15 protein-coding genes are annotated in these 15,305 nt (G+C 71.9%); 6 read left to right on the top strand and 9 right to left on the bottom strand.

Annotated elements, in window-relative coordinates; translation table 11 throughout:
- Positions 1-62: 62 nt before the first annotated feature.
- Positions 63-1,451, bottom strand: a complete 1,389-nt coding sequence (locus OG792_RS01780; protein ID WP_329106697.1) for an MFS transporter — start codon at positions 1,449-1,451, stop codon at positions 63-65.
- Complete coding sequence (gene pdxH / locus OG792_RS01775) at positions 1,448-2,128, bottom strand: pyridoxamine 5'-phosphate oxidase (protein ID WP_329106695.1); 681 nt, start codon at positions 2,126-2,128, stop codon at positions 1,448-1,450. Before pdxH ends, OG792_RS01780 begins: the two co-directional genes overlap by 4 nt.
- Before the next feature lie 251 nt (positions 2,129-2,379).
- Here pdxH and OG792_RS01770 point away from each other — a divergent pair, with 251 nt between their 5' ends.
- The 3 genes from OG792_RS01770 (at position 2,380) to sepH (ending at position 6,189) form a co-directional block, all read left to right on the top strand.
- Positions 2,380-3,486 carry a citrate synthase 2 gene (locus OG792_RS01770; RefSeq protein WP_329106692.1) on the top strand — a complete coding sequence of 369 codons (1,107 nt, stop codon included), beginning with the start codon at positions 2,380-2,382 and terminating at the stop codon, positions 3,484-3,486.
- A gap of 277 nt (positions 3,487-3,763) precedes the next feature.
- Positions 3,764-4,891 (top strand): phosphoserine transaminase, encoded by a 1,128-nt coding sequence (gene serC, locus OG792_RS01765; RefSeq protein ID WP_329106690.1) that lies wholly within the window; start codon positions 3,764-3,766, stop codon positions 4,889-4,891.
- A 212-nt stretch (positions 4,892-5,103) separates the two neighbouring features.
- The gene (sepH, locus tag OG792_RS01760) at positions 5,104-6,189 is read left to right on the top strand and encodes a septation protein SepH (RefSeq protein WP_329106688.1); all 1,086 of its coding nucleotides are present in this window, start codon (positions 5,104-5,106) and stop codon (positions 6,187-6,189) included.
- 9 nt (positions 6,190-6,198) lie between these two features.
- On the opposite strand, the gene thpR is transcribed toward sepH, so the two are convergent.
- The 6 genes from thpR to OG792_RS01730 form a co-directional block, all read right to left on the bottom strand.
- Positions 6,199-6,801 carry an RNA 2',3'-cyclic phosphodiesterase gene (gene thpR, locus OG792_RS01755; RefSeq protein WP_329106686.1) on the bottom strand — a complete coding sequence of 201 codons (603 nt, stop codon included), beginning with the start codon at positions 6,799-6,801 and terminating at the stop codon, positions 6,199-6,201.
- Positions 6,802-6,848: 47 nt separating this feature from the next.
- Positions 6,849-7,349, bottom strand: coding sequence for a hypothetical protein (locus tag OG792_RS01750; protein ID WP_329106684.1), 501 nt, complete (start codon positions 7,347-7,349; stop codon positions 6,849-6,851).
- A gap of 60 nt (positions 7,350-7,409) precedes the next feature.
- Positions 7,410-8,159 (bottom strand): maleylpyruvate isomerase family mycothiol-dependent enzyme, encoded by a 750-nt coding sequence (locus tag OG792_RS01745; RefSeq protein ID WP_329106683.1) that lies wholly within the window; start codon positions 8,157-8,159, stop codon positions 7,410-7,412.
- Between the two features lie 12 nt (positions 8,160-8,171).
- The gene (locus OG792_RS01740; RefSeq protein WP_329106681.1) at positions 8,172-9,482 is read right to left on the bottom strand and encodes an MFS transporter; all 1,311 of its coding nucleotides are present in this window, start codon (positions 9,480-9,482) and stop codon (positions 8,172-8,174) included.
- A gap of 70 nt (positions 9,483-9,552) precedes the next feature.
- Positions 9,553-10,002: a MarR family winged helix-turn-helix transcriptional regulator gene (locus tag OG792_RS01735; RefSeq protein ID WP_329106679.1), complete on the bottom strand. Its 450-nt coding sequence runs from the start codon at positions 10,000-10,002 to the stop codon at positions 9,553-9,555.
- Positions 10,003-10,124: 122 nt separating this feature from the next.
- Positions 10,125-11,603, bottom strand: a complete 1,479-nt coding sequence (locus OG792_RS01730; protein ID WP_329106677.1) for an NCS2 family permease — start codon at positions 11,601-11,603, stop codon at positions 10,125-10,127.
- A gap of 119 nt (positions 11,604-11,722) precedes the next feature.
- Here OG792_RS01730 and OG792_RS01725 point away from each other — a divergent pair, with 119 nt between their 5' ends.
- Positions 11,723-11,977, top strand: coding sequence for a DUF2530 domain-containing protein (locus OG792_RS01725; protein ID WP_329106675.1), 255 nt, complete (start codon positions 11,723-11,725; stop codon positions 11,975-11,977).
- Positions 11,978-12,014: 37 nt separating this feature from the next.
- Here OG792_RS01725 and OG792_RS01720 read toward each other — a convergent pair whose 3' ends face one another.
- Entirely contained in the window at positions 12,015-12,854 is an 840-nt protein-coding gene (locus OG792_RS01720) for a DUF3027 domain-containing protein (protein ID WP_329111053.1), read from the bottom strand.
- Positions 12,855-12,940: 86 nt separating this feature from the next.
- Here OG792_RS01720 and OG792_RS01715 point away from each other — a divergent pair, with 86 nt between their 5' ends.
- Both OG792_RS01715 and OG792_RS01710 read left to right on the top strand, forming a co-directional pair.
- The gene (locus OG792_RS01715; protein ID WP_329106673.1) at positions 12,941-14,650 is read left to right on the top strand and encodes an MFS transporter; all 1,710 of its coding nucleotides are present in this window, start codon (positions 12,941-12,943) and stop codon (positions 14,648-14,650) included.
- The gene (locus tag OG792_RS01710; protein ID WP_329106671.1) at positions 14,647-15,282 is read left to right on the top strand and encodes a futalosine hydrolase; all 636 of its coding nucleotides are present in this window, start codon (positions 14,647-14,649) and stop codon (positions 15,280-15,282) included. The genes OG792_RS01715 and OG792_RS01710 overlap by 4 nt, the downstream gene beginning before the upstream one ends.
- The last annotated feature ends 23 nt before the right edge of the window (positions 15,283-15,305 follow it).

Raw genomic sequence — 15,305 nt, 5'->3', positions numbered from 1 at the left:
GGGACGATATCGGTTGTCCCGGCCCGCCGCCCGGTCACCCGGCAACCCGGTCACCAGCGGCTCTATTCCGCCGGGGTGGCCGGTGCCCGGTAGCGCAGCAGGGCCGGGAAGGCGAGCGCGAGCAGCGGGGCCAGCACGACGACCGCCAGTCCACCGCCGACCCAGGCGAACCCCACCCCGAACGAGGAGGCCATCAGCCCGGCCCGCAGGTCACCGAGCCGGGGACCGCCGGCGACCACGGTGATGTTGACACCCTGCAACCGCCCGCGCATCCGGTCCGGCACGTAGACCTGCAACATCGACTGCCGGAACACGGAGCTGACCAGATCGGCGGCGCCGGCCAGGGCGAGCAGCCCGACCACCAACCAGAGCTGGTGCGCCAGCCCGGCGAGCGCGATGCTCACCCCCCAGCCGACCACCGCGACGACCAGGGCCAGACCCTGGCGCTGGATCCGCCCGATCCAGCCCGAGGTGAGCCCGCCGAGCACCGACCCGATGGCGATCGCGCTGTAGAGCAGGCCGATCGCCGCCCCGCCGCCGAACCGCTCGTCGGCCACCTCGGGAAAGAGGCTGCGCGGCATGGCCAGCACCATGGCGATGATGTCGATGGCGAAGGAGAGCAGCAGCACCGGCGTGGTGGCCAGGTAGTGGAAGCCGTCCGCGATGGTGCGCAGCCCGGCCCGGCGGGGAGCCGGCGGTGCGCCGTCGACCGGCTGACCGGCCTCGACCAGCGGGGACAGCGACGGCAGCCGGTAGGTGGCCCAGAGCGACACGGTGAACAGCACGGCGTCCACCCCGTACGCCAGCGGCAGTCCGGTGGCCGGCGTCCAGGCGGAGAAGATCAGACCGGCGGTGAGCGGTCCGGCCACCCCGGCGGCCTGCGAGGTGGTGAAACCGAGGGTCAGCGCGGCCGGTACCAGCGGGGTCGGCACCAGCCGGGTGATGATCGCCTGGCGGGCCGGTGAGCTGATCCCGAACGCGGCCGACTGGACCGCGACCAGGCCGAGCAGCAGCAGCGGGCTGCCCACCTCGAACACCGCCTGGCCCAGCAGGCCGAGCGTGGTGAGCCAGGTCAGGGCGGTGCTGACCAGCAGCAGCTTGCGGCGGTCCATCACGTCGGCGACGGCACCGCCCCAGATGCCGAAGATCACCAACGGGACCAGGGTGGCGAGCCCGAGCAGGCCGACCCAGAGCGAGTCGCGGGTCAGGCTGTACATCTCCACCGGTACGGCGACCGCGGTGAACTGCATGCCGTACATCGACACACCGTTGCCGACCCACAACCGACGGTACGCGGGCACCCGGAGCGGGCGTACGTCGATCGCCCACCGCGACGGTGCCTTGGATTTCTTCCCTGCTGCGAGTTTCCGGTCTGCGTGGCTCTGCTGACCGTTTTGCCGGTCTTCGAGGAGCTGCCGGGAGTCCTGCGCGGAGCCCGGTTCGGAACTCATGGTGCCAGTCGTTCGATGATCCACCCCTGTTCGTCGGCTCGACGGTAGCGCAGCCGATCGTGCAGCCTGCTGGCCTGCCCCTGCCAGAACTCCACCGTCTCCGGCACCACCCGCAGACCGCCCCAGTGCGGCGGCGGCGGGATCGGTGTCTGCTCGCCGAACCGCTCCGCCACCGCCCGGTAACCGGCGTCGAGGGTTTCCCGGTCCGGCAGCACCCGCGACTGTGGGCTGGCCCACGCGCCGAGCCGGGAACCGCGCGGCCGGCTGGCGAAGTAGGTCTCGGTCTCGGCCCGGTCGACCGGCTCCACCGACCCGACGACCACCACCTGCCGCTGCATCGGAAACCACGGGAAGACCAGGCTGGCGTACGGGTTCGCGAGCGCTTCGGTGCCCTTGCGTGACCCGTAGTTGGTGAAGAACACCAGGCCCCGCTCGTCGTACCCCTTGAGCAGTACGGTCCGGCCGCTCGGCCGGCCGGCGGCGTCCGCGGTGGCGACCACCATCGCGTTCGGCTCGGGCAGACCGGCGGCGACCGCGTCGGCGAACCAGCGGTCGAACTGGGTGTACCAGTCCGGGGCCAGGTCGGCGCGATCCAGGCCACGGTCCACGGAATAGTCGCGGCGCAGCGCCGCCGGTCGCACTGTGTCTCCGGTCACCCGACCATCGTCCCCGGTCATTCGACCATCCTGCTGCACCCGCCTCGACCTGTACGAACCGACACCGGCCAGCCGGTTTGCCGGCAGTCGATGGATCCGGGCCGGCCGGCCGGCAGCGGGTGTGTTGTGCGTAGCACAACCCGTTCGGGTCGCAAAGTCAGTTACTCACCAGGCAAGATGGCACGAAATACATCCCTGAGGGTCGCCTAAGGAGCTCCGGGTTACGCCGATGAGCCCCGGGTGTACGGACGATGCAGATCCAGGAGAGCAAAATGTCCGACTTCAAGCCGGGGCTGGAAGGCGTGATCGCCTTCGAGACCGAGATTGCCGAACCCGACAAAGAGGGCGGCTCGCTGCGCTACCGAGGCGTCGACATCGAGGATCTGATCGGGCAGGTCTCCTTCGGCAACGTCTGGGCCCTGCTCGTGGACGGCCGATTCGGCCCCGGACTGCCGCCGGCCGAGCCGTTCCCGGTGCCGGTGCACTCCGGCGACATCCGGGTGGACGTGCAGTCCGCGGTCGCGATGCTCGCCCCGTACTGGGGCCTCGACCAGCTGCTCGACATCAAGGACGAGCAGGTACGCGAGGACCTCGCCCGGGTCTCCGTCACCGCCCTGTCCTTCGTCGCCCAGTCCGCCCGTGGCCTGGGCCTGCCGGCGGTACCGCAGAAGGAGATCGACAAGGCGCAGACGATCGTCGAGCGGTTCATGAAGCGCTGGCGCGGCGAGCCGGACCCCCGGCACGTCAAGGCCGTCGACGCGTACTTCATCTCCGCCGCCGAACACGGCCTGAACGCCTCCACCTTCACCGCCCGGATCGTCGCCTCCACCGGCGCCGACGCGGCAGCCTGCATCTCGTCCGGCATCGGGGCGCTGTCCGGCCCGCTGCACGGCGGGGCGCCGTCCCGGGTACTGCACATGATCGAGGCCGTCGAGCGCAGCGGCGACGCCGAGGGGTACGTCAAGGGCGTACTCGACCGGGGCGAGCGACTGATGGGCTTCGGCCACCGGATCTACCGGGCCGAGGACCCGCGGGCGCGGGTGCTGCGGCGTACGGCCAAGGAACTGGGCGCGCCGCGCTTCGAGATCGCCGAGGCGCTGGAGAAGGCCGCCCTGGCCGAGTTGCAGGCCCGCAAGCCGGACCGGGTACTGGCCACCAACGTCGAGTTCTGGTCGGCGGTCGTACTCGACTTCGCCGAGGTGCCGGCGCACATGTTCACCTCGATGTTCACCTGCGCCCGGATGGGCGGCTGGAGCGCGCACATCCTGGAGCAGAAGCGGCTCGGCCGGCTGGTCCGCCCGGCCGCCCGCTACATCGGCCCCGGCACCCGCAAGCCGGCCGACGTCGAGGGCTGGGACGCGGTCGTACACGGGGTGTGATCCCGACCACCACGGTGGCCCATTCGACTCCGGTCGGGTGGGCCACCGCCGTTTTGTCGCCGTGGCGCCGCACCGGGCCGATCCGCGGTGTGGCGGACGACTCACCGGGGCGGCGGGACAACGACGGGTCGGGAGCCCCGGTAGTGCGAGGATGAGGGCTCGGCAACGTCGCCGGACATCCATGGATCCGGCCCCGGCGCCCGCCGCCCGTGGGCCCGGAGCCCTCGCATCCCAGCTCCCGGGCCGCGCCGGCCCATCGGAAGGATCGTCGATAACCGTGGCTGACCCATCGACCATCAGGATCCCCGACGAGTTGAAACCCGCCGACGGTCGGTTCGGCGCCGGCCCGTCCAAGATCCGCCCGGCGGCCGTCTCCGCGCTCGCCGACGTGGCGACGACATTCCTCGGCACCTCCCACCGGCAGCGGACCGTACGCGACCAGGTCGCCCGGCTGCGCCGGGGCCTCGCCGACTTCTTCTCCCTGCCCGAGGGGTACGAGGTCGTGCTGAGCAACGGCGGCAGCACCGCCTTCTGGGACGTGGCCACCTTCGGTCTGGTCCGCGACCGGGCCCAGTTCGCCAACTTCGGCGAGTTCGGCGCCAAGTTCGCCAAGGCGGTCACCGACGCGCCCTTCCTCGGTACGCCGACCGTACGCAAGGCCGAGGCCGGCTCCGCCCCGGCACTGCTCGCCGAGGCCGGGGTCGACGTCTACGCCACCCCGCAGAACGAGACCTCCACCGGTGTCGCGGTCCCGGTCCGCCGGGTCGCCGGTGCCGACCCGGACTCGCTGCTGCTGGTCGACGCGACCTCCGCCGCCGGTGGACTCGACGTCGACGTACGCGAGAGCGACGTCTACTACTTCGCCCCGCAGAAGTGCTTCGCCTCCGACGGCGGCATCTGGCTCGCGCTGATGTCCCCGGCCGCGCTGGCCCGCGCAGGCGAGATCAAGCAGTCCGGTCGCTACATCCCGGCCTTCCTCGACCTGGTCACCGCGATCGACAACTCCCGGTTGGAGCAGACCTACAACACCCCGGCGCTGGCGACCATCTTCCTGGCCGCCGAACAGACCGACTGGATGAACGCGCAGGGCGGGCTGGCCTGGGCGGCCAAGCGCACCGCCGAGAGCGCCGCCATCGTGTACGGCTGGGCCGAGCGGTCCGAGGTCGCGACCCCGTACGTGATCGATCCGGGGCTCCGCTCGAACGTGGTCGCCACCATCGACTTCGTCGACCGGGTGGACGCGGCGGTGATCGCGAAGGTGTTGCGGGCCAACGGGATCGTGGACATCGAGCCGTACCGGAAGCTGGGCCGCAACCAGTTGCGGATCGCGCTCTACCCGGCCGTGGAACCGGCCGACGTCGAGGCGCTGACCGCCTGCGTCGACCACGTGGTCGCCGCGCTCTGACACCGTCGGGTCGGGACATCCGACACCCATCGGTTTCGTACGGGTGTCGGATGTCCGGCTCCGCCGGCTGTTCATAGATCGTTCGTGCAGCTCACCCGCGACATGCGGGCGTGGCATCCCCCACGCGCGGGCGGACGGGCGTACCGTGTGTCGAGGACGCCCGGGTGGCTGGCTCGTGGCGTGGGCCGAGCAAGCGGGACGGAGGCAACGCGATGCGACCGGTACGCTTCGTCGCCCTCTCCGAGGACGGCCAGGCCTTGGTGCTTGCCGACGAGGTGGGCCGCCTGCTCGCGCTCCCCATCGACGAGCGGGTTGCCACGGTTCTGCACGCCGAACCGGGTGGCACTCCACTGACGGTGGTCTCCCCCGCCCAGGACCCGGTGGCCTCACTGTCGCCACGGGACATCCAGGCCCGCATCCGGGCCGGTGAGTCCGCCGAGGACGTCGCCCGGATCGCCGGTGTCCCGGTCGACCGGGTGCTGCGCTACGCCGGCCCGGTCCTACAGGAGCGGGCGATGGTCGCCCAGCACGCGCGGCGTACCCGGCTGAAGAACTCGGAGAAGAGCGTTCCGCTCGCCGAGGTGGTCGACGGCCGGCTCGCCCAGCACAGCATCGACACCGAGAAGATCTCCTGGGACGCCTACCGGCGCGACGACGGCACCTGGCGGATCATCGCCAGCTGGCCGTCGGGCAAGGCCACCGCCCAGGCGGTCTGGGACCTCGACAAGACCCGGCAGATGGTCTCGCCGCACGACGACATGGCGCAGTACCTCTGCGCCGAGCGGCCCACGCCGATCCTCGGCCAGGAGCCGACGCCGGAGCGCGGTGGACACGGCCTGCCCGGCCCCACCCGGGTCGAGCCGACCCGCGGTGGGCACGGCCTGCCGGCGGCCACCGGCGACCAGCACGCCCCCCGTCCGACCCGCGATCCGATCCGGGCCGGTCGGGACGCGCTGCTCGCCTCGCTCGACCGTCCGCTCGGGTCGAGCGCCGGTCGCGGGCTCGAACCGGTCTCACCGGCCGCGCACACCAACTACGAGGCGCCCCGGCCCCGGCCGGTCGCCGGTGGTGCCGCTGCTCTGCTCGGCGGGGGCCAGGGTTCGGCCTTCGACGACGACGCGGACCTGCCGAAGGAGGTGCCGGCCGTGCCGTCGCTGGCGGTGCTCCGGCCGCGTCGGACCACCGGCCCGGCGGCCACGAACGAAACCACCGACCAGTCCGGCAAGCCCCGCAAGCGGCTGCCGAGCTGGGACGATGTGCTGTTCGGCAGCGGTCCCGCCCAACGCGAAACCTCCTGACCCCGGCGCCTAGAGCGGCCAGGCCGCCAGACGGTCGTAGGTCGGTCGGGGGCCGGGTCGGCTGCGTACCAGCACCAGTTCGGTCGCCGGCCACTCCGGACCCAGGTATCCGTCCAGCGCGGCCCGGTCCGCCTCAACCGCCTCCGGGGACAGCCGGTTGCCCGGTCGGGCCAACGTGACGTGTGGCACGTACGGCCGTGGGTCGGCTGGCAACCCGACGGCGGCGAGTTCCCGTCGGCTCGCCACGCTCACCGCGTGCAGCGCGTCGACGTCGCCGCGCAGCCCCACCCACAGCACGGTTTCCGGCGGCACCCCGAACAGGCCGCCCCCGCCCAGTCGCAGCCGGGGTGTGCCGACCAGCTCCACCGAACCGTCGGTGCCCGGCGACGGCCGCCAGGTACGGGCCGCCCGGTCGAGCGCCGAGTGCAGTCCGGGTAACCGGCTCTCGGCCACCTCACCGACGAACACCACGGTCAGGTGCAGGTGATCGGGCGGCGTCAGCCGTACGTCGACTCCGGACGCGGATGCCGCACCGACCCGGAGTCGGGTCAGTTGCCCGGTGAGGTCGGCCAGTGCCGCCGGATCCGGGTAGATCGCTACGAACAGTCGCACCGGACCACCTCGCTCGTCTCCGACGCCGTCACGCTTCACCAGCGTCGTCACGGTGGTGAACCCCGGTCGGCGCTGCACAGAACCAGGCCGGCGGCCTGCAACTCGCCCTCGACCCGGACCCGTTCGATCTCCCGGTCCAGCCCGTCGAGGTCCGCCAGGTGTTCGGCCACCCCCAGTGCGCGGCTGGCCACCCGCAACTGCTCGTCGTACGCCCGCAGCAGATCACCGTACGCCGGGCCGGACCGGGCCGGCCGGCCCAGTCGCTGACCGCCGAGCCGGCGCAGATCGGCGGCAACCTCTTCGATGGCCGGGCCACCGGGTAGGTCCACCTCGGTCGGGTCGAGCCGACCCGGCTCCGCCGTGGCCCGGAACGCCCGGTCGAGGCGGTCGAGTTCCCGCCGTTGCCGCCATCCGGTCCGCCGGGTGACCGCCTCGGCGGTGAGCCAGTCGACCAGTTCGTCGGCGCAGAGGATCGCGGCCACCAACGCCGGCAGGCAGACCAGCGACAGGAGTGCCAGGGCCAGCACGAAAACCTGCACGACGGCCATCCTCCGACGCTAGGCCCCACGATCGGGGCACGCCACCGATTTGGAAAGTGAGCCGGGTCGCTACTGGGTCGCCGCGCCGAGCACCGCCCGGAACGTGTCGACCGCGTGGCGATCGGCGGTGCGGCGTACGGCGTCGTCGGGGGTGCGGCGCCAGAGCCAGAGCAACAGCTCCGGCGGGGCACCGCTGATGGTGGCGTGCACCGCTTGGTCCGTCGAGCCCGGCTCGACCACCGCACCCGTGGCGTCGAGGCGGACCAGCCAGCTCTGCTCGCCGGTGTCGACCAGCAGCCGGACGGTCGAGCTGGGCAGCACGCCGGTGAAGGCTTCCGGCCAGCGGTGGGTGCCGTAGCCCAGCATCACCCGGAGCACCTCGTCGATCCCGTCGTGCGCGAGGTCGTCCGGGATGTCGGCGACGGAGGTCCCGGCGGCCAGCTCGGCGTCGACCCGGTGCACCACCGTCTCCTGCGCCATCCGACGGATCCAGAACGCCACCGTCTGGTCCGGGTCGTACCAGGTGTGGGCGGGCGATTCGGGGCTGCGCTCGGCGAACTCGGCGCGCAGCTGCGCGTACGCCCGGTCCAGGAGCGCGAGTGGCGGCTCGCCGGACAGGTCCGGCGGCCAGGTCTGTGGCGCGGACCCGGTCCGCATGCACTCGACCTTGTGCAGGTAGACCTGGGCCACGTGGCGGGTCAGGTCCTCGACGCTCCAGTCCGGACAGCTCGGCACGGTCTCGGCGAGGCCGGTCGCCGCGACCGCGCCCAGCCGGGCGTGGTCGGCGGCGAGACACTCCAGATAGCGCGACGTTTCCATCCCACCAACCAATCAGACACCTACGACAGTTCGCGCCTGGTTGGCGTCGGCGGGTACGACGTAGAAGCGCGGCAGCGGGGCGATCCGCAACCGGAGCCGGGACTTGTCGTGCCGCAACTGCCAGAGCACCGCCAGTAGGGCGGCGGCCAGCGAGATGAGCCCGCCGATCCAGATGGCGGCGTTGGCGCCGGCGTGCTCGGCGACCCAGCCGATCGCCGGTGCGCCGACCGGGTTGGTGCCGAGGAAGACCAGCACCCACAGGGCCATCACCCGGCCCCGGAAGGCGGCGTCGACACCGAGCTGGACCCGCTGGTTGGACGCCTGGGCGAAGTAGACCATCAGGAAACCGGCCGGCACCAGCAGCACCAGGACCAGCCAGTACGTGGTCGCCACGCCGACCAGGGTGCCGGCGACCGCGCAGGCCACCGCGGCGCCGAGGACCACCCAGACCGACGGCCGGCTGCGCCGGCCGCTGCCGGCCAGTGCCCCGCCGAGCGCACCCACGGCCAGTGCCGTGGTGAACAGCCCGAACGAGGCCGCGCCGGTGTTGAAGACGGTCTTGGCGAGCGCGGCCAGGGTGATCTGGAAGTTGAACAGGGTCATCCCCATCACCGACATGAGCACCATCGGCAGCACCAGGTCCGGCCGGACCCGGACGTACCGGAGGCCGTCGATGACCTTGGCCGGGGCGCGTTCGTCCATCGGCAGCAGGGCTTCCCGGTGCAGTTCCTCACCGCGCATCCGGACCAGGCCGATCAACGGCGCGAGCGCGCCGAAGACACTGATCAGGAAGACCGGCCCGACGTCGAACAGGGCGATCGCCACCCCGGCGACGGCCGGGCCGATGATCCGGGCCGAGTTGAAGGTCGCCGCGGACAGCGAGAGCGCGTTCGGCAGCAGCGGGGTGCCGACGAGTTCGGAGACGAACGACTGGCGGACCGGCGTCTCGACCGCGTTGGCCGTACCGAGCAGGGCGGCGAAGACGAAGACGTGCCAGAGTTCGATCACACCGGTGACCACCAGCAGGCTCATCGCGAGCGACAGCACGCACCAGGCGGCGTTGGCGATGAACAGCAGCAGGCGCTTGTCGTACCGGTCGGCCAGCCGACCGGAGAACAGGGTGAGCAGCAGTACGGGGGTGAACTGTAGTGCGGTGACCCAGCCGAGCGCGGTGGCCGAGTCGTCGGACAGATCGAGTACGAGCCAGTCCTGCGCGGTGAACATCATCCACACGCCGATCAGCTTGGCGAGCTGACCGATCGCGAACAGCCGGTAGTTTCGAACCTGTAGGGACTGGAACGTGGTGCCTAGTTTTGCCCGCACTCGGGGTGCGCCTCCTCGGGTCGTACGCGTCATCCACGGCGGACGAAGCGGACCCGGTTGGTGGCGCCGATCAGGCGCGAGCCACCTTTTGCAGGATCGCCGCGGCCTCCCGCAGCGTCTCCCGTTCCTCCGGCGTCAGCTCGGCGAGCCGGTGGCCCAGCCACTCGTTGCGGGCCCGCTCGAAATCGGCGAACACCTCGCGGCCGGACTCGGTCGTCGAGAGGATGACCTGTCGCCGGTCGGTCGGGTGCGGAGTGCGGCGTACGAGGCCACGCTCCTCCAACTTCGCGACGATCTTGGTCATGGTCGGTGGCTGCACCCGTTCGGTATCGGCCAACTCACGCGGACTCAGCGCGCCCGCCAGCTCAAGGCTGGTCAGGGCGGACAACTGGGTCAGCGTCAGTTCGCCGACCGGCCGGGACTGCCGGACCCGTCGGTTGAGCCGGGTGATCGCATCGCGCAGCAGGCTGGCCAGCTGCGCGGGCGGCACACGTTGCGCCATCACCGTCCGCTCCGTCACGATAGTTAGCCTAACTAATAAGCCTTGCTAACGACCACTGTTATGACCACGGTCACCGAACCAGCGAACGGGCGGGGGACCCGTCGACTACCAGTGTCCCCCGCCCGCGCACGCCAAACCGATCAGCCGATCAGCGTCTCGATCGGACCCCGCAGGAAGTACAGGACGAACAGCGCGGCCACCCCGTACAGCAGCGGGTGCACCTCGCCCGCCTTGCCCCGGGCCAGCTTGAGCACCACGAAGGTGATCATTCCGGCACCGATCCCGTTCGAGATCGAGTACGTGAACGGCATCAGCACGATGGTGAGGAAGGCCGGTACGGCGATCTCGTAGTCGGTCCAGTCGATGCTCCGTACCCCGGTCATCATCAGGAACCCGACCACCACCAGCGCGGTCGACGCGGCTTCGAACGGCACCACCACGACCAGCGGGGCGAGGAACATCGCCAGCAGGAACAGCCCGCCGGTGACCAGGTTCGCCACGCCCGTACGGGCACCCTCCGCCACCCCGGCCGCGCTCTCGATGTACGAGGTGTTGCTCGACGTGCTCGCCGCGCCGCCGGCCGCCGCCGCAATCGAGTCGACCAGCAGGATCTCCCGCGTACGCGGTGGCGTCTGGCTCTCGTCCAGCAGGTCGCCCTCCTGGCCGACGGCCACCATCGTGCCCATCGTGTCGAAGAAGTCGGTGACCAGCAGGGTGAAGACGAACATCAGCGCGACCAGCCAGCCGGCGGTCGACCACGAGCCGAGCACGTTGAAGTTGCCGAGCAGGGACAGGTCGGGGGTGTCGACCACGGTCGCCGGCAACTCCGGCACGTTCAGCGACCAGCCCTGCGGGTTCGGCTTGCCGTCGACGAACGACGGGCCCACGTTGGTGATCGCCTCCACCACGATCGCCAGCACGGTCGAGGCCACGATGCCGATCAGGATCGCGCCCCTGACCTTGCGCACGACCAGCACCAGGGTGATCAGCAGGCCGAGCACGAAGACCAGCGCCGGCCAGGTGACCAGCTTGCCGTTGATGCCCAGGCCGACCGGGACGGTGGTGCCGGCGGCGTCCGGAATCCGCCGGACGAACCCGGCGTCGACCAGGCCGATGATGGTCAGGAACAGGCCGATGCCCACCCCGATCGCGGTCTTGAGCTGGGTCGGCACCGAGTGGAACACCGCCGTACGCAGCCCGGTCAGCACCAGGATCGCGATGATCACACCCTCGATCACCACCAGGCCCATCGCGTCGGCCCAGGTCATCTGCGGGGCGATCTCGTACGCGACCAGCGCGTTCACGCCGAGGCCGGCGGCCAGGGCGAGCGGGAACCGGCCGACAACACCCATCAGGATCGTCATCACCCCGGCGACCAGGGCGGTGGCCGCCGCGAGCGCCGGGATGGCCAGTTTCTGACCGTCGCCGTCGACCGCGTTGCCGAGGATCAGCGGGTTGAGCACCACGATGTAGGCCATCGTGAAGAAGGTGGCGAGACCGCCCCTGATCTCGCGGCTGATCGTCGAGCCACGGGCGGATATCTCGAAGTACCGGTCGAAGCCGTTGCGCGGGGGTGTGGTCGCCGCCGGGGCGGCGGCCTCCGGGGTGGTGGTCGTCATAAGGACCTCACATAGTGATCATGGGGGGTTCATTGGGCGCATCGTCCCAGACGACCTGTTACCGGGAAAGTACGTTCCGGTTACGAACTTCGATCCCTGCCCACGGGTACGCTGACCACGTGCCGGAGCAGCAGCAACCGCGGCCGGAGCCGCTGGACCCACCGATGGTTCCGTTCGCCGTCGGCGGCCTCGTGATCTGGGCGGCCGTCGGGCTGGTCCTGCTGGTCTTCTTCCGCGACTGGCTCACCGAGCACGGTCACCGGGACTGGCTCTGGACCTGTCTGGCCGGCTTCCTGATCGGCTTCCCCGGACTGGCCGTGATGCTGCGACACGACGCCCACCGTCGACGCCGTCGGGCCGGTCAGCAGCACTGATCGGTGCCACGAACCGACAGCCGACGGCCGGGCCGACTCAGCCGTGGCCGTACGGCTCGGCCGGCTCCTCGTCGGCCACCGAGCCCGGCGCCCGGCTGACCGAGACCGCCTCGACCTCGTTGTCGTCGTAGATCGTCGGCAGCTCGTCCACCGGCGTCTCGGCCACGTCGAGCATGGTCTCCGAGTGCGCCCCGCAGCCGTGGTCGGCACTGACCGCCCGGCCGTCGTCGGGGGCGTAGAAGTTGCCGCACACGCCGAACGCCTGGCGCAGGGAACCGGCCAGCGGCAGGTAGAAGCCGCAGGTCCCGCAGCGGGCGGTCCGGGGGGCGGCGGCCGAGATCGGCGCGGTCGGGCCGTGGTCGCCGTCGTACCAGCGCTGCGCGGTCTCCTCCCGGCCCTCCTTGGACATCACCCGCGAACGGCCGAGCCCGAGCTCCCAGGTGGCCTCCTCGACCGCCGGGTCGTCGGAGAGGACGTAACCGGGAACGAGCCGGTCGTCGTCGGCCGTGGCCGGCAGTAGGTCGCCGACGCCCAGATCGCCCGGCTGAAGGCGCTCCTGCCAGGGCAGCCAGCTCGGCGCCAGCAGGGCGTCCGGTCCCGGCAGCAGCACCGTCTCGCAGATGGTCACCTGCTTGCTGCGCGACACCCGGGTGACGGTCACCGCCCAGCGCCAACCCCGGTAGCCGGCCAGCAGACATTCAAAGAAGTGGGTAACCAGGCGTTCACCCTCGGCAACCACCTCCAGGTGATCGCCGACATCGGTCGGCTCCACCTCGGTAATGCCGGCCCGCGCCACCTCGACGGCAGCGGCACAAACCTGGTCGAGACGGGCTGCGCGAGCACCGGCGGTCCTGGTCACATGCTCATTGTTCCCTATCCGAGCGGCCCGCCGGCAGGGACTCCCCGTACCTGTTCTCGCGCCACATCCTCCGGCCGCTCGCCGAATGGGCGAGGATGGTGCACATGCCGCTCTTCAGCCGCCCCCAGGGGTCGTTCCTCGGGCGTGCCCTCGGAAGGACGATCCGGGGCGTCCGGGCACTCGTACGCGGGACGTTCCGTGGCGGTGCCTGGATCACCCGGAGCGCCGGCCGGGCACGGACCAGGGGCGCCGGCGGCGAGACCGGCATGGTGCGCCTGTTCGACCTGCACGCCATCTCCTGCGCCGGCGACGTACTGATCACCATCGGGCTGGCCGGGACGATCTTCTTCAACGCCCCGCTCGGCGAGGCGCGGGGCAAGGTCGCGCTCTACCTGCTGGTCACCATGGTTCCGTTCGCGCTGCTGGCACCCGTGGTGGGGCCGCTGCTCGACCACTTCCGGCACGGCCGCCGGTACGCGCTCGCCGCCACCATGCTCGGCCGCGCCTTCCTGGCCTGGTTGATCTCCGACTACATCCACGGCTTCGGGCTCTACCCGGCCGCGTTCGGCGTACTGGCGCTCTCCCGCGCGTACGGCGTGGCCCGCTCGGCCGCCGTACCCCGGTTGCTGCCCGAGGGGATCGGGCTCTCCCAGGCCGGGGCGCGGGCCAGTGTCTACGGCACCATCGCCGGGGCCGTGGTGGCGCCGCTGGGGCTGGCCGCGTTCTGGCTAGGTCCACAGTGGCCGCTTCGGGTGGCGTCGGTGATCTTCCTGGTCGGAATGGTGATCGCCCTCCGGCTGCCACCGCGCGCCGACTCCGAGCCGCCGGAGGCGGTGCCCCGGGCGATGCGCGCCGCGTGGCGGGGCGGAACGGGCGCACTGGGTCGGGGCGGTCCGGGCGGCCGGCTCGTCATCGGCGCCCTGGCCGGCGGCGCCACCCTGCGCGGCCTGTACGGCTTCCTCCTGCTCTTCCTCGCCTTCGCGATCAAGGGCGGCGACATCACCACCGCCGTGTTCGGTCGGGACCTCTCCGACCAGGCCGCGCTGGGCCTGGTCGGCGGGGCGCTGGCGGTCGGAAGCTTCCTCGCCACCGCCGTCGGCACCCGGCTGCGCATCCACCGGCCGACCGCCATCCAGTCCAGCGGCCTGGTCATCGTCGCCGCCCTGGCGGTACTGGCCACGGTCGAGTTCTCACTGCTCACGGTCGCCCTGCTCTGCCTGGTCACCGCGCTGGTCAGCGGCATCGCCAAACTCGCCGTCGACGCCTCGATCCAGGAACGGATCCGGGAACGGTCGCGGGCCAGCGCCTTCGCCCACTCCGAGACCGCGCTGATGCTGGCCTTCGTGGCCGGCGGCGCGATCGGCCTGATCCCGTTCGACGGCCGGGTCGGCATCGCGGTGCTGAGCGGGCTGGCCATCCTCGCCGCCGTACGCGCCGTCGTGGTTGCCGGGCGGCTGCGGGGCGAGCGGCTGCACGGTCGGGCCATCCCGGACGCCGAGCAGGAAGCCGCCGAACAGCAGGCCGCCGCGCAACGGGCCGCCGAGGAGCAGGCCGCCGCCGCGCAACGGGCGCGGGCGGCCCGGGACGAGGACGAACGGCAGCGGGCGGCCGCCGAACGGGAGGCCGACGACCGGACCGGCGTCACCGAACCGGCGACGGCGGCAGCGGGCCAGACCGGGAACGGGGGCGGCGGCGAACGGCCGTTGGCGCCGCCCGGTTACCACATCTACCGACCGTCGTCGGCCGTACCCGCACCGGGCTCCGGCGACGACGGCGGGCACCGGCCACACGAACCACGGGAGCCGACCACATGAGCGCTGGACTGCTGATCGTCACCGCGGTGCCGGCCGAGGCGGAGGCGATCCGGGCCGGCCTGACCAGCACCACTGCGGTGGTCGCCCCGGTCGGGGTCGGGCCGGCCGCCGCCGCTGCCGGCACCGCCCGGCTGCTGGCACTGGCCGAGGCGGCCGGGCGCCCGTACCAGGCGGTGATCAGCGCCGGGATCGCCGGCGGCTTCCCCGACCGGGCGGCGCTCGGCACCATCGTGCTGGCCACCCGGAGCATCGCCGCCGACCTCGGTGCCGAGTCGCCGGAGGGTTTCCTGCCCCTGGACGACCTGGGCTTCGGCCCATCGTCGGCCAGTGCCGACCCGGCACTGCTGGAACGGCTGCGCGAATCGCTGCCCAGGGCCACCGTCGGCGCCGTTGTCACCTGTAGCACCGTCACCGGGACCTCGGAGAGCGCCCGCACGCTCGCCGCCCGCTACCCGGACGCGGTAGCCGAGGCGATGGAGGGGTACGGGGTGGCCGTCGCCGCCGCCCAGGCCGGGGTGCCCTTCGCCGAGCTGCGTACCATCTCCAACCCGGTCGGGCCCCGCGACCGGGGCGCGTGGCGGATCACCGAGGCGTTCGAGGCGCTCCGCTCCGCAGCCGCCGCGCTGCACTGATCCACTGCGGGTTACCGTGGGGG

The sequence above is a fragment of the Micromonospora sp. NBC_01699 genome (genome assembly GCF_036250065.1).
Lineage (GTDB): Bacteria > Actinomycetota > Actinomycetes > Mycobacteriales > Micromonosporaceae > Micromonospora_G.
The sequence above is the reverse complement of the archived record's forward strand: the minus strand, read 5'-3'. Positions and strand labels throughout refer to the sequence as shown.

Bases quoted from the DNA above. Each gene is read 5' to 3' on its own strand.
- OG792_RS01780 (WP_329106697.1), bottom strand. From the start codon at position 1,451: ATGAGTTCCGAACCGGGCTCCGCGCAGGACTCCCGGCAGCTCCTCGAA.
- pdxH (WP_329106695.1), bottom strand. From the start codon at position 2,128: ATGACCGGGGACGATGGTCGGGTGACCGGAGACACAGTGCGACCGGCG.
- OG792_RS01770 (WP_329106692.1), top strand. From the start codon at position 2,380: ATGTCCGACTTCAAGCCGGGGCTGGAAGGCGTGATCGCCTTCGAGACC.
- sepH (WP_329106688.1), top strand. From the start codon at position 5,104: ATGCGACCGGTACGCTTCGTCGCCCTCTCCGAGGACGGCCAGGCCTTG.
- OG792_RS01750 (WP_329106684.1), bottom strand. From the start codon at position 7,349: ATGGCCGTCGTGCAGGTTTTCGTGCTGGCCCTGGCACTCCTGTCGCTG.
- OG792_RS01745 (WP_329106683.1), bottom strand. From the start codon at position 8,159: ATGGAAACGTCGCGCTATCTGGAGTGTCTCGCCGCCGACCACGCCCGG.
- OG792_RS01730 (WP_329106677.1), bottom strand. From the start codon at position 11,603: ATGACGACCACCACCCCGGAGGCCGCCGCCCCGGCGGCGACCACACCC.
- OG792_RS01715 (WP_329106673.1), top strand. From the start codon at position 12,941: ATGCCGCTCTTCAGCCGCCCCCAGGGGTCGTTCCTCGGGCGTGCCCTC.
- OG792_RS01710 (WP_329106671.1), top strand. From the start codon at position 14,647: ATGAGCGCTGGACTGCTGATCGTCACCGCGGTGCCGGCCGAGGCGGAG.